This window comes from Anaerostipes sp. (assembly GCF_018381315.1).
Classification (GTDB): Bacteria; Bacillota; Clostridia; order Lachnospirales; family Lachnospiraceae; genus Anaerostipes.
Map to the genome: position 1 here is coordinate 71,308 of NZ_JAGZSD010000020.1, position 22,700 is coordinate 94,007.

Genomic DNA, 22,700 nt, shown 5'->3' on the forward strand with positions numbered 1-22,700 from the left:
AGAAACCTTCAAATAAAAACAGGGTTATGATGTTTTTGATTCATCATAACCCTGTCGGTTTATTTTTTATGTTTCCCAAAAAATCCTTTATGTTCTTCTTTCTTCGGTGCCTCACCCATAGATTCCTGGAACTTCTTCAGTGCATCTTTTTGATCTTCATTGAGATGTTCCGGTACCTGTACAACAAGGGTCACATAGTGATCGCCCCTGACATTTTTATTCCTTAAGGTCGGTACACCTTTTCCTTTCAGACGCACCCTCGTATCTGTCTGGGTTCCTGCTTTGATTGTATAATCATAAGGACCGTCTACCGTATTGATCTTGATGGTTGCTCCCAGAGCTGCCTGTGTAAAGGAAATCGGTTCCGTAGAAATAATATCGTATTCCTGTCTCTGAAACTTCGGATGCCGGTCCACAGATACAACCACAAGAAGATCTCCTCTTGGGCCTCCGTTTGTGCCTGGCTCTCCTTTTCCGCGGATCCTGATACTCTGTCCATTGTTGATGCCGGCAGGCACTGAGACCTCGATGGTCTTTCTCTGGCTCGTATAGCCGGTTCCGTGACAATCCGGACATTTTTCCTTGATAACCTGGCCTGTTCCATGACAGTCCGGACATGTCTGGACATTTCTCACTGTGCCGAACATAGACTGCTGGGTATAAACCACCTGGCCTTTTCCGCCGCATTTCGGACATGTTTCCGGATGGGTGCCTGCTTTTGCACCGCTTCCATGACAGGAAGCACATTCCTCTTTGAGAGAAATCTCCAGTTTCTTTGTAGTTCCGAAGACTGCCTCTTCAAACGTCACATGAATCCTTGCCCGCACATGAGCACCCTGGGTCGGAGTATTGGCTGCGCGCTGGCTTCTTCCGCCCCCGCCGAACATACCGCCGAAGATATCTCCGAAAATATCACCCATATCCCCGCCGAAATCAAAACCGCCGAATCCTCCATTAAATCCTCCGGGTCCGCCCTGCTCAAAGGCAGCATGACCAAACTGGTCATACTGCGCTTTCTTTTCAGGATCACTTAAGACTTCATAGGCCTCGGAAGCTTCTTTGAACTTCGCTTCGGCTACTTTATCTCCCGGGTTCGTATCTGGATGATACTGTTTCGCAAGTTTACGGTAGGCTTTCTTTATTTCTGATTCTGAAGCACCGCGGCTTACGCCCAGCACCTCATAATAATCTCGTTTATCTGCCATAATCGTCTACCTTCTTTTTTCCTTATACTTCTTTGTAATCTCCATCTACGACATCATCTGCTGCACCTGCCGCTCCGGCATCTCCTGCAGTCTCCTGAGCTCCCTGGGCATTGGCTGCTGCAGCTTCGTACATCTTAGTAAATAATCCCTGTGCACTGTTCATGAGCTGATCTTTTTTATTCTTCAGATCTTCAACCTGAGCGTCTGTAAGTTCAGCATCTTTTGTCTGCTCCAGCAAGTCTTTTAATGCTTTCAGATCTTCTTCAACTTTTACTTTTTCTGTGGCATCTACTTTGTCTCCTGCTTCTTCCAGAGCTTTTTCTGTCTGGAATACCATAGAATCAGCTTCGTTTCTTGTATCGATGGCTTCTTTTCTCTTCTTATCCTGATTTTCAAACTCTGCTGCTTCTTTTACTGCCTTGTCGATATCTTCATCAGACATGTTGGATCCGCCTGTAATGGTAATGTGCTGCTCTGCCCCTGTTCCAAGGTCTTTGGCAGAAACCTTTACAATACCGTTGGCGTCAATGTCAAAGGTTACTTCGATCTGAGGCACTCCTCTTCTGGCAGGTGCAATACCGTCCAGACGGAATCTTCCTAAAGATTTGTTGTCTTTGGCAAACTGGCGCTCACCCTGAACAACGTTGATGTCTACTGCTGTCTGATTATCTTCTGCTGTAGAGAAGATCTGGCTTTTCTTTGTCGGAATTGTTGTATTTCTCTCGATCAGTCTGGTTGCAACACCGCCCATAGTCTCGATAGATAAAGACAATGGAGTTACGTCCAGAAGAAGGATATCGCCTGCACCTGCGTCTCCGGCTAATTTACCGCCCTGGATAGATGCACCGATTGCAACACACTCATCCGGATTGATTCCCTTGAATGGCTCTTTTCCTGTCAGCTGTTTTACTTTATCCTGTACAGCAGGGATTCTTGTAGATCCGCCTACCAGCAGAACCTTGCTCAGCTCAGAAGCGGCGATGCCTGCGTCTTTTAATGCTGTATTTACAGGAGTTGCTGTTCTTTCAACAAGAGAGAGTGTAAGCTCATCAAACTTAGCTCTTGTAAGGTTCATGTCAAAATGTTTCGGTCCTTCGTTTGTTGCTGTGATAAACGGAAGGTTGATGTTGGTTGTTGTGGCAGAGGAAAGCTCTTTTTTCGCTTTTTCAGCAGCTTCTTTTAATCTCTGCATTGCCATTTTGTCTCCAGAGAGGTCAACACCTTCCTGTTTCTTGAACTCATCTAACATATAATTTGTGATCACGTTGTCAAAGTCATCTCCGCCCAGTTTATTATCTCCGGCTGTAGAGAGAACCTCGATGACACCATCTCCGATCTCGATGATAGAAACGTCGAAGGTACCGCCTCCTAAGTCATAAACCATGATCTTCTGCTCGTTTTCGTTGTCCAGCCCGTAAGATAAAGCTGCTGCTGTCGGCTCGTTGATGATACGTTTTACGTCAAGTCCTGCAATCTTACCTGCATCTTTTGTTGCCTGTCTCTGAGCATCGTTAAAGTAAGCCGGTACTGTGATAACTGCTTCTGTTACTTTTTCTCCAAGGTAGTTTTCAGCATCTGCTTTCAGTTTCTGAAGTACCATCGCTGAAATTTCCTGCGGTGTGTAGTTCTTGTCATCAATTTTTACTTTGTAATCAGTTCCCATGTGGCGTTTGATAGAAGAGATCGTCTTCTCTGCATTTGTAACTGCCTGGCGTTTTGCAGGTTCTCCGACGATACGCTCGTCTGTCTTTGTAAAAGCTACAACAGACGGTGTTGTTCTAACACCTTCTGCATTTGTAATAACGGTTGGTTTTCCGCCTTCCATCACTGCTACACAGCTGTTTGTTGTTCCTAAATCGATACCAATAATTTTACCCATGATAATTTCCTCCTAAAAATAAATCCTTCTATATTTCCAATGCTTTCGCTTGATTTTCTCAAGTTTCTTACATTTAGTTCGCTACTTTTACCATACTGTGCCGAAGCACGCTTTCCTTATACATATATCCTTTCTGCAGTTCTTCAACTACAACATTTTCTCCGGCTTCTTCATCTTCTACATGCATCACTGCGTTGTGGAGATTTGCATCGAATTCTTTGCCTTCGGCTTCCATGGCCTTGACTCCGAGTTCATCGAGAGTTCCCATAAGCTGCTTGTAGATCTGTTCAATTCCCTGAACAAACGGAGTATCCTTTTCCTCTTCTGCTACCGCCTGAAGTCCTCTTTCAAAATTGTCAACGACCGGCAGAAGCTTTTCTAATACTCCCATGGCTCCCATGTCATATCTCTGGACAAACTCTTTTGCCGTTCTTTTTCTGACATTTTCAAACTCTGCCATCAGACGCTGATACTTGTCGGTAAGCTCCCCGATCTGCTGGTCTTTCTCCTTCATCAGATCTTCTGCCGCCTGCTTTTTAGATGTCTTCCTGCCTGCCTTTTTTGTATCTTTATCTTTTGCAGTTTCCTGTTCTTCCGTTTTCTTATCTTCTTTTATTTCTTCTTCCTGAACCTTTTTTTCTTCTCCCATAATGCACCTTCCCTTCTATGGTTTTTTCTTAAATAAATCGTTGATCTCATCGGTAAGATTCTGCAGGGTTTTTACAACCCGTTTATAATCCATACGTTTGGGACCGATGATCCCGATAGTTCCGGTTCCGCCTTCCTCCAGTTCATAAGTGGCTGTCACAATACTGCAGTCTCTCATATTCTTCACCGGAGCTTCATCTCCGATATAGACCTGGATTCCGTGGTGGTCATCACTTCCCAATGTATCATCCACCAGCTTATTCAGCGCCTTCTTTTCTACTAAGGCATCCAAAAGCTCAGTGGCAGTTTCCGGCGCCCCAAGCTCCGGGTACTTCAGGATATTAGAAGCACCTCCTGTATAAATCTCCAGCTGATCTGCATTGTGGATAACAACTGCGATCTCTTCCAGGATCTTTTCCAGGATTTTGCTGTGTATCCCGGCCTGCTGCTTCATGGTCTGAATCAGCTCCAGATTGATCTCCTTCAGCGTCAGCCCCTGCAGGAAAGAATTTAATAATACATTCAGCTTCAGGACTTCGTCATTTGCCAGTGGTTTTTCCACATCGATGATCTGGTTTTTAACGATATTGCCGTCTGCCACGATGACCGCCAGCAGACTGTAATCATCTACCTGGGAAAGCTGCACAAACTTGAGTTTTGTGTTCTTGTACTGAGGAGCAGATACCATTGTAGCATAATTCGTACTGGATGCCAGGACGTTTGCAACCTGTTTTAACATCACTTCCATCTTGTCGACCTTCTGCACAAGCTCGAGCCGTTCTTCTTCGTCCGACTCCCTGTCCTGCATCAGCTGGTCTACATAAAACCGATATCCCAGATCAGATGGAATACGGCCGGCAGAAGTGTGAGGCTGCAGAATGAATCCCAGATCTTCCAGATCCGCCATCTCATTGCGGATCGTGGCCGAACTCAGATTCAGTCCTTCCATCTTGGAAATTGTCCTGGAGCCAACTGGCTCCCCGGTCTCCAGATAATTTGCTATAATCGCTTTTAATATTAATCTTTTACGATCATTTAAATCCATGGTATCTTTCCTTTCATTATTAGCACTCAACTTAGACGAGTGCTAATATCTATAACATAAGTTATCACTTTTAAAATTTCTTGTCAACCCCTCCTATAAAAATTTTTAAAAATGTCTCCGGAAATACTCATAAAATATAGAAGGAACCAGATCTTTTCAAAGAACGGTTCCTTCTATACTATCTACTTTATGACCTATGCATCCGGACAGGCCGACAGCAGTTCTTCCTTTGCTGCATTGAGCTCTGCTGCCTGCTCCCCGTTGATTTTTTCAAGCTTCACGCGCTTCATGACCTTTTTCACAGAAGCGGCGGCATCTTTTATTGCTTTCTTTTTTCCTTTTTCAATATCTTTCTTGTGTTCTGCAAGATACTGTTCTGCCCTGGCAAGCGCTTCCTCTGTCTCATGGTAAACCTGCACCGCCTCTTTGTGCTCCTCATCAAATGCGGCATTCTCCTGTGCATCGCGGATGGCCTGTTCAATCTCATCTTCGGACATATTGGAGCTGGAGGTAATCACCACACTCTGCTCTTTGCCGGTTCCAAGATCTTTGGCCGAAACCTTCAGGATGCCGTTGACGTCAATGTCAAAGGTTACTTCGATCTGAGGCACTCCCCGTACCGCGCGCTTGATGCCTTTTAACCGGAAGTTTCCGATTACTTTATTCTCCTTGGCCATCACACGCTCTCCCTGCAGAACCTTGATATCCACAGCTGTCTGGAAGTTCGCCCCTGTCGTAAAGATCTGGCTGTGGCGGGTCGGAATGGTTGAGTTCCTTTCAATGATCCTTGTGGCCATGCCTCCCATAGTCTCGATGGAGAGAGAAAGCGGAGTTACATCCATTAAAAGAACTTCGTTGGTTCCTGCCTCTCCTGCCAGCTTTCCGCCCTGAATAGCTGCTCCCAGCGCAACACACTCATCAGGATTTAAAGACTGGTCCGGCCGCTTTCCTGTAATCTCTCCCACTTTTCTCTGTACTGCAGGGATCCTTGTGGATCCTCCCACCATAAGCACCCTGCTCAGTTCTCCCGCTGAAAGACCTGCATCTTTTAATGCATTTCTGACCGGCTCTTCTGTCTTGGCCACCAGACCGTAAGTCAGCTCTTCAAACTTCGTCCTGGTGAGCTGGATGTCCATATGATGGGTCTCTCCCCGGTCCACCACAATAAACGGCAGGTTGACATTGGTCTCTGACATACTGGACAGTTCAATCTTGGCTTTCTCAGCCGCTTCCCTGATCCGCTGCATTGCCTGCATGTCTGACTTCAGATTGATCCCGTCCGTTTTCTTGAATGTCTCCACCAGATAATCTGCAACGGCCTGGTCAAAATCATCTCCCCCGAGGTGATTATTTCCCGAAGTCGCCAGAACCTCAATGACTCCGTCCTCTATCTGGATGACAGATACATCAAAGGTTCCTCCGCCCAGATCGTAGACCATGATTTTTTGTTCTGTTCCATTGTCCAGGCCGTAAGCCAGTGCAGCGGCCGTGGGCTCATTGATGATTCTCTTCACATCCAGGCCTGCAATTCTTCCTGCATCCTTGGTTGCCTGTCTCTGGGCATCATTAAAATATGCCGGAACTGTGATCACAGCCTCTGTTACCTGGGTTCCAAGATAGCTTTCTGCATCGTCCTTGAGTTTCATCAGTATCTGTGCAGATATCTCCTGAGGCAGATATTTCTTCCCGTCGATCTTTACCCTGTAGTCTGTTCCCATATGCCGCTTAATGGATGACACTGTACGCTCCGGATTTGCCGCAGACTGTCTCTTGGCGGCATCACCGATCAGACGCTCTCCATTCTTTGTCAATGCCATAACAGAAGGGGTCGTCCTTGATCCCTCCGCATTGTGAATCACCACTGCCTTCCCGCCTTCCATAACGGCAGTGCAGCTGTTGGTCGTTCCTAAATCAATCCCTATGATCTTACCCATAAGTCCTCCTGTTTCTGTTTATTAAAATGGCCTGCAGCAGCAGTTGCATATTAAATTCAGCATACAAAGCTGCATGCAGAAATTGCTTCCCATACTGCTTCTTCCGTACCCGGAGCCCATATTCTGATACCAGTTTCCGCCCTGCTGCATCTGCCTTAACAGCATCTGGTATTCCATATTGGAAGGATCCATCTGCACAGCAGTCTGTGCGTGCTCCAGAGCAGTTACATTGTTGCCGATGCCCAGATTGGCCACAGCACTGAAATAAAACCACTGTGCGCTTCTCTCCGGGATTGTGCTCAGCACCTGCAGTGCCTCCTGATAACGGCCTGCCCGCAGAAAATTATAGGCGGCTGTCATATCAGCTGTGCCTGTGTATCCTCCGTAAGAAGACTGTCCTCCCTGATACGGACCGCCGTATGTGTTCCCTCCGGATGCGCCGTATTTCCTAAAATCCATGACCTTTTTGTAGGCCTCCTGGACTTCTTTAAATTTCCGTTCTGCATATTCCGGCTGATTTAAATTGGCATCCGGGTGGTATTTTTTGCTCAGCTTCCGGTATGCTTTTTTGATTTCCTCATCGGTGGCATCCGAAGATACCCCGAGGATTGTATATGCTTCATCCATTTCTTTCTTCCTCATTGCCTTTTCTTTTGTTCTTAGCGATTTCAAACTTGGTCCATACACCAGAATAAATGATATTCCTGAGAATTTCAACATCCTTAAGAATCGGCAGACGCTCAAACACTGCGGCACACTCTGTCATCATCATGGTAAGAACGGTCTCCGCCTTCTGCTCAAATCCCGAATCTTCGGCATAAAAACTCCACGGATTATATCTTCCGTGCTTCCGGTCATCTGCCAGATCCTCATAGGCGTCCATAAGATAAATAAACTTTCCAAGAAAAAATCCCATTTTTCTTAAATCTTCAGACCACTCATCTTCCCGGATGACAAAAATCTCTCCCAGCATCTCCCCCGTAAGCCCTGCTACACGGTCCAGCTGGTTTACTTCTTCTTTCTCGCACACTGAAAGCCTTTTTATATAGGTACGGACTGCCCTGCTCTGTCTCGGGTATCTCCGGCTGATCTCTGCACAGGATCTGCGGATGCTGTCTGCCAGCACCAGGCTTTTTAACTTCCTGTCATCCTCCCAGTCATCCAGCAGATTGTAATACGTAAGAAGCATTCCCATGTCCGCCGCATAATCACTCAGCTGATTACACAGCACACTTTGTCTCTTTGCAGGATGCAGCCCGCAAAAATGTTTTCCGGAATAAAGTTTTGGTTCGTAAAGACCATTCAGAAGAATCGTGAGAAATGTCATATCATAACTCAGAGTCAGCTGTCCTTTCTTTCCGTGAGCTTTCTTAAGCCTTTGGCACAGTCCGCAGTAATAAGCGCGGTACCGTTCAAAATCTTTGATCTTCATCTCCGGCTTATTGACAATCAGATATCCAAACATACAAACCTCCTTTTATGACTTCGCCTGAAATTCCCTGCGGCATTTGGGACAAGTAATTACAATCTTCCCCTTGCCTTTGGGCACTCTGATATCCTGGCCGCAGCCCGGACACCGGAAGAACCTGTGGGTCTTTCTCTGTTCAAAATGCAGCTTCTTCTTTGAAAAAAAGCCGGTAATCTTTCTCGTTTTTCTCAGAAATGCCGCATTTTCCGCTGATCTTTTGGAAATATTCCTGGATAGAATCCTGGAATAACTGTATACCAGCAAAATAAGCCCCAAATAATAAAAAAGGAAAGCCTTCTTTATAAGAATAGGAAGAAACATTCCCACCAGAGCTGCAGTCAATAAAAATTTGGAAAGGGAATCTGTGCCGTATCGTCCCCTTAAAAAATTCTGAATCTTATCTCTCATCATCTCACCTTTCTATGCTTTCAAACACAGTCTGCTATTGTATAAAAATTGTCATAGATAACATTATAGCATTTCCTTCCTGGATAAAATATAAATTAATTATAAAAAGTCTGAACTTTTTGTGTCATAGAAACAATCATTTTTCATATAATGAACAAAGGAGATGATGAAATGACAGATTTAACAAGGCTTCGTATGGAACAGGAAAAAATGAAACTGAATCAAAAATACAGCTCCCATTCTGATCCGTTTCACACTGAACCGGAAGAGGGGGCCAGCTATTGGTCTTTTCTGAAGCTGCGCACAATTTTTTCGGTCATCCTGCTGCTGTTTGTCTTATCCCTGTCCAAGACTGCAGGCGGCAAAGATGCCAAAAAGGTCAAGTCCGTCATTCAGCATATCGACCAGAGAGATCCTTACACACAAAAAGCTTTGAATGAAATCCAAAAAAATTTCCGCTGATCCCGGTCAGCAAAACAGCCGCCTTCCGTTGAACGGGAAAGCGGCTGTTTTCATTTTTTCTTTTTTATCTTCGGTTTTGGATACGGAAGTTCCTCAAAGGTAGCCCTTAAAAATTCCCTGATCAAATCCGTATTTTCCAGTTCCTCTATGAGAAAATAAGCTTTCGCCCCCTCATACGGCGGTTCCTTTGGGCAGTCCGGCAGGACTTTGCTCCCGGCGTCCGTAATCTTTACAAACAGCTGATTGCCGCAGATAACACCGATAATTTTTCCGTCCAGATACACACCGTATTCTCCGAACATCTTTCGGCAAGAAACCGATCCGCAGGTTTCCAGCTGGCCGCATACGTACTCTGTAAATTCAGTGCTTGATGCCATACTCTCACCTCCTCTCATGGATATAGGAAAACAAAGTGGACATGCCTGCCTCATCTCCCCAAATCCCTCATTCTTTAACGGGCTTGTCCACTTTGCGCGCCAAATGCGATTTGCTGAAGGCAAATAATTTCTCTGTGCATTTGTGCGCATCCTGCACGGAGTGCTTTGTTATTGTATAGGAAATTCTAAAGGAATTTCCTATACAATAACAAAAAGAACAGGACAGCTGTATGTCCTGTTCCTGAATATTTATATTTTAATTCTCTTCTTTTATCTGACAGAAACTTTTCTTTCCTTTTTTCAGCAGGAGCCGGTCTTTGTCATCAAAATCTGCTGAAGAATAAACCTTTTTAAAGTCTGTGACCTTTTCACCATTCACAGAAACCCCTCCCTGGGTTACAGTTCTTCTGGCATCGGATCTTGTAGAACAAAGCTTTGCATCCACCAGCAAAGTTAAGATATCAAGACCTTCCTCAAGCTGTGCCTTCGGATATTCATGTACCGGCGCATCCTCACTGGCCGCACCCTGCACAAACATAGCTTTTGCTCCGGCCTGTGCCTTCTTTGCTTCCTCTTCTCCGTGGACAATTTTGGTCACTTCATACGCCAGCACTTCTTTTGCTTTATTGATCTCAGCATCCTGAAGGGCTCCCAGTCTTCTCACTTCTTCCATCGGCAGGAAGGTCAGAAGTCCCAGACACTCTTCCACCTTCACATCCTCAATGTTTCTCCAGTATTGATAAAATTCATACGGGGAAGTCTTCTCCGGATCCAGCCAGACAGCCCCTGACATTGTTTTGCCCATTTTGACTCCGTCGCTCCTTGTAAGCAAGGTCAGGGTCAGCCCAAATGCATTTTTCTGCTCCTTGCGGCGGATCAGGTCTGCTCCGGCCAGAATATTGTTCCACTGGTCATTGCCGCCCATCTCCAAAGTACATCCGTATCTGCGGTTCAGCTCCAGGAAATCATAGGCCTGCATAAGCATGTAGTTAAACTCAAAAAATGTCAGGCCCCTTTCCATACGCTGTTTATAGCACTCTGCCGTGAGCATTTTGTTCACTGAGAAGTGAACCCCGATCTCCCTGAGGAATTCTACATAGTTCAGATCTAAAAGCCAGTCTGCATTATTTGCAAGAATCGCCTTGTCATCATCAAAAGAGATGAACCGGGACAGCTGCTCCTTAAAACGCATGGCATTGTGTTCAATAGTTTCCTTAGTCATCATATTTCTCATGTCAGATTTTCCGGAAGGGTCACCGATCATAGTCGTTCCCCCGCCTAGAAGTGCGATCGGCCTGTGGCCTGCCTTCTGCATGTGCATCATTGCCATAACCGTAAGAAAATGGCCCGCTGTAAGACTGTCTGCGGTAGCGTCAAATCCGATATAAAACGTTACCTTCTCCTTCCCAAGCAGATCGCGCAGTTCCTCATGGGTGGTCTGAGCGATAAATCCTCTTTCCTGTAAAATATCATATACATTTTCACTCATTTGTCTACTCCTTTATCTAAATGGTTCTTTCTATATCTATTTCAGATCTCTGATTCTTCTGTTCTTTACGGGAACTCCTCAATGATCTTTAACAAAAGCTCCCACGTCCGTTTTACAGAAGAGATGGACAGCCGCTCATATGTGGTGTGGATGTCAAAAATATCCGGACCGAAAGCTACAATATCCAGCCCTTCAATCTTTGAGGCAAAAATACCGCATTCAAGCCCTGCATGAATCATTTCCACCTTCATCTCTTTTCCGTACATCTGCCGATATTTCTCTAAAAACAGATCTCTCAGCACAGAATCTTTTTTATACTCCCAGGCCGGATAATCATTGGTCCTCTCATAACTGCCGTTAAGCTGGTCTGCCAGCGACTTAAGCTTTCCTGCCAGTTCCTCTTTATAAGCCGGTGCCGAACTCCGCACTCCGAAGGAAAAGGAGATCTCCTGAGACTCCGTCTTAAGAATCCCAAGATTCAGAGAGCTTTCCACCAAGCCTTCAACATCCCTGCTCATCGTATAGATTCCATTGGGCGTGTGTGTCAGAAAATAGAGAACTGCATCCTGCACATCCGGGGTAAAACAGTCTTTTGTTTCCGGAGCCAGGAATTCTAACGCAACTTCAATCCCGTCATCTGTATTCTGAAACTGCTTTTTACAATCCATCAGCAGCCTTGCCGCCGCCTCTTCTGCAGAAGCCCGGTCTTCACAGACAAGTTCAGCATAGCATCGGTTGGGGATCGCATTGTCCTTCTGCTCCTGGGCACCGCAGATCCGAACCAGACGGATCCCCTTCATGCTGTTTAACAGCTGTCCCATTAAGATATGAGCGTTTCCCCGGTTCTTATCAATCTCTGTCCCGGAATGTCCTCCTAAGAGACCTGTGATGGAAACTTTGCAGATATTTCCCTGTCTCTGCTCATACCGCAGCGGAAGGGAAACCTTCACCGTCGTTCCCCCTGCACACCCTGTAAGCAGGATTCCTTCCTCTTCTGAATCAATATTCAAAAGGTACCTGCCCTCCAGAACAGACATATCCAGAGCTGATGCACCTTCCATGCCGACCTCTTCCTCCGTTGTAAAGACAATCTCTAAAGGAGGATGCTTGACTGAATCATCATCCAAAAGTGCCAGACAGTAAGCAACGGCAATGCCGTCATCTCCTCCCAGCGTAGTTCCTTTTGCACAGACAAAGTCTCCGTCAATTTCAAGTTCCAGTCCATCCTTTGTAAAATCCACCGGACTGTCAGGCTCTTTCTGGCATACCATATCCAAATGTCCCTGAAGAATCAGGGCCGGCTTATGGGCACAAGAAGGAGAGGCCTCCTTTTTGATGATCACATTATAATGATCGTCCTGAGATACAAAAAGGCCTCTCTGCCTGGCAAAATCCACACAGTAATCACTCACAGCCTTACAGTTGTAAGAGCCGTGAGGAATCTGCGTCAGGATTTCAAAATATTCAAAAACTTTTTTTGGTTCTAAATGGCTTAATACCCCAAAAGTCTTCACCTCTAATTTTTAAAACTGTGGATCGGCGCAGGAATCCTTCCGCCGCGGTTAATAAAGTCATCACATGAAAATTCGTTGACCGGCATGACCGGCGCATATCCTAAAAGGCCTCCGAACTCAACCTGATCTCCAACATCTTTTCCGATAGCCGGTATGATACGGACTGCGGTTGTCTTCTGATTAATCATTCCGAGAGCCATCTCATCAGCGATCAGTCCCGCAATCGTTGACGCCTTTGTTTTTCCCGGAATCGCAATCATGTCAAGTCCCACAGAGCACACACAGGTCATAGCCTCAAGCTTTTCCAGAGTCAGTGCGCCTGCATTGACCGCATCAATCATTCTCTGGTCTTCGCTGACCGGAATAAATGCCCCGCTTAAACCGCCAACATAAGAGGATGCCATAACACCGCCCTTCTTTACCTGATCGTTAAGCATTGCAAGGGCTGCTGTGGTTCCCGGTGCACCAGTGTACTCAAGGCCGATCTCTTCTAAAATCTCTCCCACGCTGTCTCCCACTGCCGGAGTCGGTGCAAGGGAAAGATCAATGATGCCAAACGGGATTCCAAGGCGTTTGGATGCTTCCTTTGCCACCAGCTGGCCCACGCGGGTAATCTTAAATGCAGTTTTCTTAATCGTCTCACAGAGAACTTCAAAGTTTTCACCGTGTACAAGTTCAATGGCACGCTTTACAACTCCTGGTCCGCTGACTCCTACATTGATAACAGAGTCTGTCTCAGTCACTCCGTGGAATGCACCCGCCATAAACGGATTGTCATCCGGGGCGTTGCAGAATACAACAAACTTTCCGCATCCCAGACAGTCGTTGTCCTTCGTAAGCTCCGCTGTCTCTTTGATCATCTCTCCGATGAGCTTTACTGCATCCATGTTGATTCCGGTCTTTGTGCTTCCCACATTTACAGAAGAGCACACAAAATCCGTTGTTGCCATCGCTTTTGGAATGGAACGGATCAGAAGTTCATCTGCTCTTGTCATTCCTTTGCTCACCAGCGCAGAATAACCGCCCAGGAAGTTCACTCCTACCTGCTTTGCAGCTTTGTCAAGCACCTTGGCAAGCTCCACGAAATCATCTGAAGTCTTGCAGACGTTTCCTGCCACCAGGGCAATCGGAGTGATCGATATCCGCTTGTTTACAATAGGAATACCGAACTCCTTCTCTATATCCTTCCCGGTTTTTACAAGATCTTTCGCAACTGTGGTAATTTTTGTATAAATATTTTCTTTTACTTCAGAGAGTGTGGATCCTACACAGTCTAAAAGGCTGATACCGATCGTGATCGTACGCACATCCAGGTTCATCTCTGAAATCATCTTATTGGTTTCGATTACTTCGTTAATATTAATCATTTCAGACCCCCGTTAAATTCTGTGCATTACGTTAAAAATCTTTTCGTTCTGTGCCTGAATGACAACGCCCAGTTCTTCCCCGATCTGTTTCAGTTCTTCTGAAAATACTGTAATATCCTTTGTGGCCTCAGAAGAATCCACAACCATCATCATGTTGAAGAAGCCTCCGGTAATCGTCTGTGAAATGTCCAGAATATTCACATGATTATTGGCCAGATAGGTACAGACCTTTGCGATAATTCCAACATTATCTTTTCCTACCACTGTAATTACTGTCTTATCCATTTTTAATCCTCCTAAAAATATGTATCTTAACTGACTTTTGTGATGGATGAAATGCAGTCTCTCTTTGCTACTTCCATCAGAAAATCCGGCTTTTCCAATGCTACCTTAACGGTCTCATAGGCCAGCTCGGCAAAGTTGTTCTCCTTGCTCAAATGTCCCAGATATACCTTCTGTGTCTTTTCCGTCACTGTGTCTTCAATAAGCTGGGCACACCGTTCATTGGACAGATGCCCGTGGTCTCCCAGTATGCGCCGCTTCAAATAATACGGATAGCTTCCTACCTGAAGCATATTTACATCGTGATTTGCCTCCACAAATAAAATGTGGGAATCCCTGATCTTCTCCACCAGATATTCATCATAATCTCCCAGGTCAGTGGCAATGCTGGCCTTAAATCCTTCTGAATAAAAGGAATAGCACACAGGATCGGCTGCATCATGCCATACATGGGATGCTTCCACCGTAATATCGTCAAGCTGGAACGGGCAGTCTGCCTCAATAACATGAAACAGTCCCTTCTCCACTTTTCCGATGTGCCTGCTCTCCAATACCGCATCGATGGTTTTTGCCGTGGAAAAGACCGGCAGGCCGTATCTTCTCATCATCACTCCAAGCCCCTTGATATGGTCGGAGTGCTCATGGGTGATCAGAATTCCTGTAAGCTCATCGGCCCTGGTATCCAGCTCCTCCAGTGATTTTTCTATTCTCTTCGCACTTATGCCGCAGTCTACCAAAAGCTTTGTCTCCCCTGAACCTACGAATATGGAGTTGCCTTCGCTGCTGCTTGCTATACTTGATAATTCCATTCTTATACCTCAATTCATCTTCGTCCGCGCAAACCCCGGTCCGAATCTATCTGCCATTATATCATACGGAAAGGATTATTGTATAGTTTTTTTATTACATAGAAACTTCCCACTTTGCCCTCCGTATTCCTTTCTTTTGAGTTATGATAGATTTGAAACTATTTTTCTTTCTGGTGCGTCTAACTTTTGTAGCTACAAAACAAGGAGGTTTCATTCATGAAAAAGACATCGGAGACGGAAAGCCTGACAGCAGAAATCATTCTCTCTGAGTATGAAAGTCTCTACCGTATGGCATACACTTATGTGCATAACGAAAACGATGCCATGGACATCGTTCAGGAAAGTGCCTGCAAAGCCATTACAAAATGCCATACGGTAAAGCCCCAATATCTGAAAACCTGGCTGTACCGGATCACCATCAACACTGCTATCGACCTGATCAGAAAAAATAAAAAAGAAGTCATAGGGATTGAGGATTACGAATACGGATCTGAGGATTCCTACCGTGATTTTGATACATTAGACGCGTTAAATGTATTAAGCCCCAGAGAAAAACAGGTGATCATCCTGCGCTTCTTTGAGGATCTGAAGCTTTCGGAGATTGCTGAAATATTAAACGAAAACTTAAACTCAGTGAAATCACTGCTCTACCGAAGCCTGAAAAAATTAAAAGCCGAGTTGTCGGAAGGAGAATCATATTATGGAAAATAAAAAGAAAATGGATCATCTCAAACAGCAGTACAAGGAAATCAAAATTCCAAAAGAGCTGGAACAAAAGGTGATGGATTCTATCGAAAGGGGGAAAGCGGAAAATGAGAAGGCCAGAAAAAAAGCCCGCTTTACAAGCTTTGGAACAAAATTAGGATTATCTGCTGCGGCCGCCCTTTTTGTCATCACCGTAGCCGCCAACACAAACCAAAACATTGCTTATGCCATGGCAAAGGTTCCTGTACTGAAAAATATTGTCAAAGTGGTCACCTTCCGTTCCTATGAGGAAAAGGAAAATAATATGGAAGCAAAAATCAAAACCCCAAAGGTTACCGGCCTGAAAGATAAAAAGACTCAGAAAAATATAAATAAAGAACTGGCACAGTACACAGATATGATAAAAAAGGAATTTGCAAAGGATCTCAGCAAAAACAGCAAGGCTCATAAAAGCCTCACCACAGACTATAAGGTCCTGCAAAACAGTGATTCCTTCCTTTCCATCCAAATCCGCACTGAGACTTCTGAGGGAAGTTCTGATTCCTACAGCCGGATTTATAACATCGACAAAAAAACCGGAAAGATCATAAAGCTTGGCAGCCTGTTTAAAAAGAATGCCGGCTACAGATCCGTTATATCCAAAGAAATCCGCAGGCAGATGCGGCAGCAGATGAGACAGGATTCCTCCAAGTCTTATTTTATAGATACAAAAAAAGACGATGTGCCGGCAGAGGATTTCAAAACAATCTCCGCCTCACAGAATTTCTATCTGAAACCATCCGGTGATCTGGTCATTGTCTTTGACAAATATGAGGCTGCTCCCGGATACATGGGAACTCCTGAATTTACAATCTCAAAAAAACTTCTTTCTTCTATTTTAAGATAATCTTCAGAACCTGACACTGTGCTGTCAGGTTCTTTCTGGTATAATAGGAACAGCAGCCGAAAAGAAAGGAGCATTGCTATGAACGACTTAAAATTTATCTCCATAGATCAAAAGAACATTGAACAGGAGCACATCTGCTGCGCCATAACGGAAAAGAAAGGTGAACCCTGCGTTTCCTCAAAAAAAGCCTGGATGAAGCAGCGTTTCCCGGAAGGCCTCGTATTCCGCAGACTGGATGCCAGAGGGAAAGTATTCATTGAATATATTCCCTCAGAACATGCCTGGCTCCCTATGCTGGCTGAAAACTATATGCATATCAACTGCCTCTGGGTTTCAGGAAAATATAAAGGCCGGGGACTCTCAGACCAGCTTTTGAACCAGTGCATAGAAGATGCAAAAATAGGAGGAAAATCCGGACTCACCGCTCTTTCCTCCGTAAAAAAGAAACCATTTTTATCAGATCCGGGCTATCTGAAACACAGAGGATTTCTTACTGCCGACACTGCGGACCCATACTTTGAACTTCTGTATCTGCCGTTTCATGAAGATGCACCGGTTCCGGTCTTCAAAGACTGTGCAAAACACGGAAAGACCAGTGAAGACGGCATGGTGATCTATTATAACAATCAATGCCCGCACACGGCAAAATATGTTCCTCTCCTTCAGGAAACTGCAAAACTCCATGGCCTTCCTCTCACCGTCCATAAAATCGAAACAACGGAGCAGGCACAAAATGCTCCTGCTCCGTTTACTGCCTTCAGCCTTTTCTTCCGGGGATTGTTTGTCACAAATGAAATCCTGTCTGAGAAAAAATTCGAGAAATTTATACAGGATACCGTTAAGCCTTCCTTATAGGCTTTTAAGTCCCAGGATACCGGCGATTTGCCGTCTGGTCTCATCAAGGCTTCCGGAATTGTCGATGATGTGTGTCGCCGCATTCCGGAAGCTTTCTTCTCCCGGCTGGCTTTTGATCATAGAGGCCGTCTTTTCATCAGAATAGCCCCTTCCTTCTTTCAGTCTCTGAAATCTCAGATCTTCTCTGGCAAACACATACCAAAGCTGGTCAAATCTCTGCTCAAATTCTGCACCTGTAAGCAGGGCTGCTTCATAAACAATAAGCCCGATCTTTGGGTCCTTCTCCATCACATCCATCCGGCGCATGATCTCTTTTACAACCTGGGGATGTGTCAGGCTGTTTAACAGCCTGAGTTTATCTTCATCCTGAAACACAACGGCACCCAGGGCAGCACGGTCAATCTCTCCCTTATCTGTAAGAATCTTTTTCCCGAACTGCTTCACCACCGCTTCATAACAGACAGCACCCGGCTCCATCAGTTCATGGGCCACCCGGTCTGCCTCAATGAGGCCGGCACCGTAATCCTCTTTGAGAATATTCAAAACTTCACTTTTGCCGGAGCCTACGCCGCCGGTAATTCCAATAACTTTTTTCTTCATTTATTTAGCCTCGTACCAGCTGCTTCCTGTGTGAATGTCAATGCTCAGCGGTACAGAAAGCTTAGCTGCGCTCATCATCTCTTTTGTAAGAATTTCTTTTACTTCTTCTGCTTCGCTGTTATGGGCTTCCACAAGAAGTTCATCGTGAATCTGCAGGATCAGCCGGGACTTCAGTTTTCTTTTCTTCAGCTCCATATTGACACGGATCATGGCGATCTTAATAATATCGGCCGCTGTCCCCTGGATCGGAGAATTCATGGCAACCCTCTCCCCAAAATTCCTCTGCATAAAGTTGCTGGACTTTAATTCAGGAATCGGACGGATCCGCTGGAACATCGTGGATACAAAGCCCTCTTCTTTTCCTTTTTCTACTTCCCTGTTTAAATATTCCTTTACCTTCGGGTATGTCTCAAAATACTTGTCAATATAAGCCTGCGCCTGTTTTCTTGTAATCTTCAGATCCTGGCTTAAGCCAAAAGCGCTGAGCCCGTAGACAATACCGAAGTTGACTGCCTTGGCATCTCTTCTCTGGATGCTGGTGACCTGATCGATCGGCACCCCAAACACCTCAGATGCCGTTCTGGCATGAATGTCCTGTTCCATCTCATATGCATGGATCAGATTTTCATCTCCTGAGAGATGAGCCAGCACCCGCAGTTCGATCTGTGAGTAATCCGCATCTACAAAAGTATAACCGTCCTCGGGCAAAAACACCTTGCGGATGGCTCTTCCAAGTTCTACCCTGGCTGGAATATTCTGAAGATTGGGTTCTGTGCTGCTGATTCTCCCGGTTGCCGTAATGGTCTGGTTGAACTTGCCGTGAATCCTCTCATCGTCCCCGATGTAGTTTGCCAGTCCGTCAGCATATGTGGATTTCAGCTTCGTCAGCTGCCTGTACTCAAGAATATAAGAAATGATCGGATATAAATGTTCAATTTTTTCCAGCACATCCACGCTGGTGGAATAACCGGTCTTTGTCTTTTTCCCACCTTCCAGCTTCATATGCTCAAAGAGAACCACACCCAGCTGTTTCGGAGAATTGATGTTAAATTCTTCACCGGCTTCCTTATAAATCAGATCCTTAAGCTCCTCAATTCGGCCGACCAGCTGGTCTCCGTACTGCTTCAAAGCTTTTCTGTCCACATGGATACCTCTTGTTTCCATGTCATGGAGCGCCACCATAGTCGGTATCTCAATCTCTTCATATAAAGAAAGCATTCCGGTCTCACTGAGCTTCTTCTTCAGCGGCTCCACACAGGCACGTGCCACATAAGCCTCATAGCCGATGATCTGTTCCCCTTCCGGAATCAGCTCTCCCTGTTCAAATATACTTTTCTTCTTGTCCAGAAGCTCCTTTTTAGACGGCAGCATAATGCCAAGATAATCTCTGGAAATATCATCGTACTCATAGGTGCTCTTTAGAGGATTTAAAAGATATGCAGCTAAAGCGGCATCAAAAATACTCTTATCTTCCTCACTCAAAGAAAGCTCGTCCAGATATTCCTTAACATTCATCATACTGACTTCCGGCACTGACCGGTAAAGATCACCCGCCTGTCCCATAAGATATTCGTCTGTCAAAAAGCCTTCCGTCTGAAACAGAAATACTTTTGTCCCTTCCGTACAAAGGCCGAGAAATGTCCCGCCCTGCTCATGGTAAACCGCAAGTCCTGCTGTCCGGCTCTTTTTGGCATCAGAAAAAATCCGGTCAGCTTCATCCAAATCTGAAACCTTATGAAGTTCAACAGAAAACTCTTCCCCGTGCTCTCCTTCGAACTTCTTTAAGACAGACTTAAACTCAAGCTTTTTCAGCAGCTGGTAAGCCTCCCCTGTAAAGATGTCATCCAGTCTGGCTTCCTCAAAAGAAAGCTTGATTGGACAGTCCAGCTTAATGGTTGCCAGCTCTTTGCTGAGAACTCCCTGTTCGTAAAACTCTTCCAGCTTATTCTTAGCACGCTTCGGCATGACATCCTCGATATGCTCATGGGCATTTTCAATACTTTTGAACTCCTTGATAATCTTAGCCGCTGTCTTTTCCCCGATGCCCGGAATCCCCGGTATATTATCAGATGCATCGCCCATCAGCGCTTTCATATCAATGAATTCTTTCGGCGTCACCCCATATGCTTCCATAACGTCTTTTGCAAAATAATCTTCCACTACATTTCCGCCGCCCTTTGTCTTAGGAATACGGATCTGTACATTTTCCGTAGCCAGCTGCAGAAGATCCCGGTCCCCGGAAATAATCCTCACCTGAAATCCTTCGGATTCTCCGATCACAGACATTGTCCCAAGCAGGTCATCCGCTTCATAACCTTCTTCCATCATAAGAGGAATGTCCATAGCTTTGAGCACTTCTTTGATCACCGGAACCTGTTCTCTCAGTTCCTCCGGCATAGGCTTTCTCGTTCCTTTATACTCTTTGAACATCTCATGCCTGAAGGTGGGCGCTTTTAAATCAAAAGCCACTGCAAAATGGGTTGGCTTTTCCTCATCCAAAAACTTAAACATGATATTTAAAAATCCAAGGATCGCATTTGTATGCAGCCCCTGGCTGTTGGTCATATCCGGAAGTGCATAAAATGCCCGGTTCAGGATGCTGTGGCCGTCAATCAGCATTAATTTTTTTTCCATAGGTCTGTCTTCTCCTTTATTTCTATGAGTCATTTTAGCATAAGGAAAAATGAAAAGAAAGGGGGCAGACACAAAAGAAGCTATTTCTCTTTCTGTGCAAATAAACAGAACAGCTGAATTCCTTTCGGCATGCACTGAAAAGAATTCAACCGTCCACAGGTCTTTCCTATATTTTATTTTTAACTGCTGCTTCTGTCATCCTGAGATCAGGAAAACATCGGTGTAGAGAGATATCTGTCACCGGTATCCGGCAGCAGGGCTACAATCTTCTTTCCTTTGTTCTCCGGACGTTTTGCCAGCTGGACTGCTGCCCAGAGAGCCGCCCCTGAAGAAATGCCCACAAGAATTCCTTCTTTTCTTGCAATGGCTCTTCCTAATTCAAATGCATCCGCATCCTCCACAGTAATGATCTCGTCATAAATCTTTGTATTCAGCACATCCGGCACAAATCCTGCTCCGATTCCCTGGATTTTGTGAGGTCCGCTCTGACCCTTTGAGAGCACTGGAGATCCGGACGGCTCCACGGCTACGATCTGAATATCAGGATTTTTTTCTTTCAGATATTCCCCGGTCCCTGTGATGGTTCCGCCAGTTCCGATGCCGGAGACAAAAATATCCACCTCTCCGTCTGTATCATTCCAGATTTCAGGCCCTGTTGTTTTCTTATGACGTTTTGGATTTGAAGAATTTACAAACTGACCCGGAATGAAGCTGTTTTCAAGCTCTTTAGCCAGTTCCTCAGCCTTCGCGATAGCTCCGTTCATGCCTTTGGTACCATCTGTCAGTACAACTTCCGCACCATAAGCCTTTAACAGATTTCTCCGCTCCACACTCATCGTCTCCGGCATTGTGAGAATGATCCGGTATCCCCTGGACGCCGCAATGGATGCCAATCCGATCCCTGTATTACCGGAAGTAGGTTCAATAATCACAGATCCTTCTTTTAATTTCCCCGCTGCCTCTGCATCCTCGATCATCTGTGCAGCTACACGGTCTTTGACGCTTCCTGCCGGATTGAAGTATTCCAGCTTGGCAATAATCTGCGCATCTGCTCCATATTCCTTTTCCAGACGGTTTAAGCGCACCAGCGGTGTATTTCCTATTAATTCTGTCACATTCTGATATATTCCTGCCATAATCATTCTCCTTTTCTATATTCCTATATTTCCTACGTGTTTAGTATGTTATAATTATATAGAACAATATTTCCTTTGTCAATCCCTTTTTTAGGTATGTTATAATGGGAGCAGAAACCATGCGAAACCATTTAAAGCAAGGAGAATTGAATGAAAATAGATATGAAATAAGCTTCTCAGACACCTGGGAAGCTTATTAAATCTTTCTATATTACAAAATCATTTCCGCCCTTTGATGCAGCACGGTCTAAAATATCCTGTATGGTAATGCCGTTTAAATAGTCTCTCACAGCTTTTTCAAGTCCTTCCCATATAAAGATGGTGGGACAGTCATAGTACCGGTCACACTGGTTCGTCTCATCATCCAGGCACGCCACCGGGGCAATGCTTCCTTCTGTGATCTCAAGCACATCGGCAATCGTATATTCTGAAGGCTTTTTGGAAAGCTGATATCCCCCTCTTGGTCCTCTCAGGCTTTTTAAATATCCACACACACTGAGCTGCCGCACAATCTGCTCTAAATACTTAATAGAGATTCCCTGGCGTTTTGATACATCCTTTAATGAAATCCATTCTCCTGTATTGTGCTGTGCCAGATCATATAACAGACGAACCGCATATCTTCCTTTTGTTGAGATTTTCATGGGTTCCCTCCTTATTCCTACTTTTTCTCTATGTTATATCCTTATTGTAAAGAATCTGCTCCTGTCTGTCAAAGTGTTTTTCTCTATTAAAATGATCTCTTTTGTTTTGACAAAATATGTCCATAAAACTCAGCGTTTATTATTGACAATCTGAATTAGAGATGATATTATAGTCAAGGTCGTTATGACGTAAGCCGGCGTGTCGGAATTGGCAGACGAGACAGACTCAAAATCTGTTGTCCTTACGGGCGTATGGGTTCGAGTCCCATTGCCGGCATCTGTGGTATATAGCTGAATCCCTTGTATTTCTTGGGGTTTGGCTATTTTTTTATCCTCAAAAAAATACATATGTT

At 45.0% G+C, this 22,700-nt stretch carries 22 protein-coding genes and 1 tRNA gene; 5 read left to right on the plus strand and 18 right to left on the minus strand.

Features of this window, described 5'->3' with window-relative positions; genetic code table 11:
* Positions 1–59: 59 nt before the first annotated feature.
* The 8 genes from dnaJ to KH180_RS13820 form a co-directional block, all read right to left on the minus strand.
* Positions 60–1,205 (minus strand): molecular chaperone DnaJ, encoded by a 1,146-nt coding sequence (dnaJ, locus tag KH180_RS13785; RefSeq protein ID WP_290761292.1) that lies wholly within the window; start codon positions 1,203–1,205, stop codon positions 60–62.
* Between the two features lie 22 nt (positions 1,206–1,227).
* Positions 1,228–3,084, minus strand: coding sequence for a molecular chaperone DnaK (gene dnaK / locus KH180_RS13790; protein ID WP_290761294.1), 1,857 nt, complete (start codon positions 3,082–3,084; stop codon positions 1,228–1,230).
* Between the two features lie 73 nt (positions 3,085–3,157).
* The gene (gene grpE, locus KH180_RS13795) at positions 3,158–3,733 is read right to left on the minus strand and encodes a nucleotide exchange factor GrpE (protein ID WP_290761296.1); all 576 of its coding nucleotides are present in this window, start codon (positions 3,731–3,733) and stop codon (positions 3,158–3,160) included.
* 15 nt (positions 3,734–3,748) lie between these two features.
* The gene (gene hrcA, locus KH180_RS13800; protein WP_290761298.1) at positions 3,749–4,777 is read right to left on the minus strand and encodes a heat-inducible transcriptional repressor HrcA; all 1,029 of its coding nucleotides are present in this window, start codon (positions 4,775–4,777) and stop codon (positions 3,749–3,751) included.
* A gap of 194 nt (positions 4,778–4,971) precedes the next feature.
* Positions 4,972–6,711, minus strand: coding sequence for a molecular chaperone DnaK (gene dnaK, locus KH180_RS13805; RefSeq protein ID WP_290761300.1), 1,740 nt, complete (start codon positions 6,709–6,711; stop codon positions 4,972–4,974).
* 21 nt (positions 6,712–6,732) lie between these two features.
* Positions 6,733–7,338, minus strand: coding sequence for a DnaJ domain-containing protein (locus KH180_RS13810; RefSeq protein WP_290761302.1), 606 nt, complete (start codon positions 7,336–7,338; stop codon positions 6,733–6,735).
* The gene (locus KH180_RS13815; protein ID WP_290761304.1) at positions 7,331–8,176 is read right to left on the minus strand and encodes a DUF5685 family protein; all 846 of its coding nucleotides are present in this window, start codon (positions 8,174–8,176) and stop codon (positions 7,331–7,333) included. The genes KH180_RS13810 and KH180_RS13815 overlap by 8 nt, the downstream gene beginning before the upstream one ends.
* Positions 8,177–8,188: 12 nt before the next feature.
* The gene (locus KH180_RS13820; protein ID WP_290761305.1) at positions 8,189–8,587 is read right to left on the minus strand and encodes a hypothetical protein; all 399 of its coding nucleotides are present in this window, start codon (positions 8,585–8,587) and stop codon (positions 8,189–8,191) included.
* A 171-nt stretch (positions 8,588–8,758) separates the two neighbouring features.
* On the opposite strand from KH180_RS13820, the gene KH180_RS13825 reads away from it, so the two are divergent.
* On the plus strand, positions 8,759–9,049 hold the full coding sequence (locus KH180_RS13825; RefSeq protein ID WP_290761307.1) for a hypothetical protein: 291 nt from the start codon (positions 8,759–8,761) through the stop codon (positions 9,047–9,049).
* Between the two features lie 50 nt (positions 9,050–9,099).
* On the opposite strand, the gene KH180_RS13830 is transcribed toward KH180_RS13825, so the two are convergent.
* The 6 genes from KH180_RS13830 to KH180_RS13855 all read right to left on the minus strand — a co-directional run bounded on the left by KH180_RS13830 (position 9,100) and on the right by KH180_RS13855 (position 14,887).
* A complete protein-coding gene (locus tag KH180_RS13830; RefSeq protein ID WP_290761309.1) occupies positions 9,100–9,426 on the minus strand; it encodes a TfoX/Sxy family protein in 327 nt (108 codons plus the stop codon).
* 256 nt (positions 9,427–9,682) lie between these two features.
* On the minus strand, positions 9,683–10,915 hold the full coding sequence (gene tyrS / locus KH180_RS13835; RefSeq protein ID WP_290761311.1) for a tyrosine--tRNA ligase: 1,233 nt from the start codon (positions 10,913–10,915) through the stop codon (positions 9,683–9,685).
* Between the two features lie 65 nt (positions 10,916–10,980).
* Positions 10,981–12,429, minus strand: coding sequence for an aminoacyl-histidine dipeptidase (locus KH180_RS13840; RefSeq protein WP_290761313.1), 1,449 nt, complete (start codon positions 12,427–12,429; stop codon positions 10,981–10,983).
* A gap of 2 nt (positions 12,430–12,431) precedes the next feature.
* Positions 12,432–13,796 carry a PFL family protein gene (locus KH180_RS13845; RefSeq protein ID WP_290761315.1) on the minus strand — a complete coding sequence of 455 codons (1,365 nt, stop codon included), beginning with the start codon at positions 13,794–13,796 and terminating at the stop codon, positions 12,432–12,434.
* Between the two features lie 12 nt (positions 13,797–13,808).
* Positions 13,809–14,081, minus strand: a complete 273-nt coding sequence (locus KH180_RS13850; RefSeq protein WP_137328378.1) for an ACT domain-containing protein — start codon at positions 14,079–14,081, stop codon at positions 13,809–13,811.
* Positions 14,082–14,107: 26 nt separating this feature from the next.
* Positions 14,108–14,887 carry an MBL fold metallo-hydrolase gene (locus tag KH180_RS13855; protein ID WP_290761318.1) on the minus strand — a complete coding sequence of 260 codons (780 nt, stop codon included), beginning with the start codon at positions 14,885–14,887 and terminating at the stop codon, positions 14,108–14,110.
* 216 nt (positions 14,888–15,103) lie between these two features.
* Between KH180_RS13855 and KH180_RS13860 the strand changes: the two genes are divergently transcribed.
* From KH180_RS13860 to KH180_RS13870, 3 genes are all read left to right on the plus strand, one after another.
* Entirely contained in the window at positions 15,104–15,598 is a 495-nt protein-coding gene (locus KH180_RS13860) for an RNA polymerase sigma factor (RefSeq protein WP_290761320.1), read from the plus strand.
* Positions 15,588–16,478 (plus strand): DUF3298 and DUF4163 domain-containing protein, encoded by an 891-nt coding sequence (locus tag KH180_RS13865; RefSeq protein WP_290761322.1) that lies wholly within the window; start codon positions 15,588–15,590, stop codon positions 16,476–16,478. The genes KH180_RS13860 and KH180_RS13865 overlap by 11 nt, the downstream gene beginning before the upstream one ends.
* A 78-nt stretch (positions 16,479–16,556) precedes the next feature.
* Positions 16,557–17,333, plus strand: coding sequence for an N-acetyltransferase (locus tag KH180_RS13870; protein ID WP_290761323.1), 777 nt, complete (start codon positions 16,557–16,559; stop codon positions 17,331–17,333).
* Here KH180_RS13870 and coaE read toward each other — a convergent pair.
* The 4 genes from coaE to KH180_RS13890 form a co-directional block, all read right to left on the minus strand.
* A complete protein-coding gene (coaE, locus tag KH180_RS13875; protein ID WP_290761325.1) occupies positions 17,328–17,933 on the minus strand; it encodes a dephospho-CoA kinase in 606 nt (201 codons plus the stop codon). The genes KH180_RS13870 and coaE overlap by 6 nt on opposite strands.
* On the minus strand, positions 17,934–20,567 hold the full coding sequence (gene polA / locus KH180_RS13880; protein ID WP_290761327.1) for a DNA polymerase I: 2,634 nt from the start codon (positions 20,565–20,567) through the stop codon (positions 17,934–17,936).
* 206 nt (positions 20,568–20,773) lie between these two features.
* Entirely contained in the window at positions 20,774–21,703 is a 930-nt protein-coding gene (cysK, locus tag KH180_RS13885) for a cysteine synthase A (protein WP_290761329.1), read from the minus strand.
* Between the two features lie 206 nt (positions 21,704–21,909).
* Positions 21,910–22,347: an RrF2 family transcriptional regulator gene (locus KH180_RS13890; RefSeq protein WP_290761330.1), complete on the minus strand. Its 438-nt coding sequence runs from the start codon at positions 22,345–22,347 to the stop codon at positions 21,910–21,912.
* Positions 22,348–22,540: 193 nt separating this feature from the next.
* Here KH180_RS13890 and KH180_RS13895 point away from each other — a divergent pair.
* Positions 22,541–22,624 (plus strand) — tRNA-Leu (locus KH180_RS13895).
* Positions 22,625–22,700: the final 76 nt, after the last annotated feature.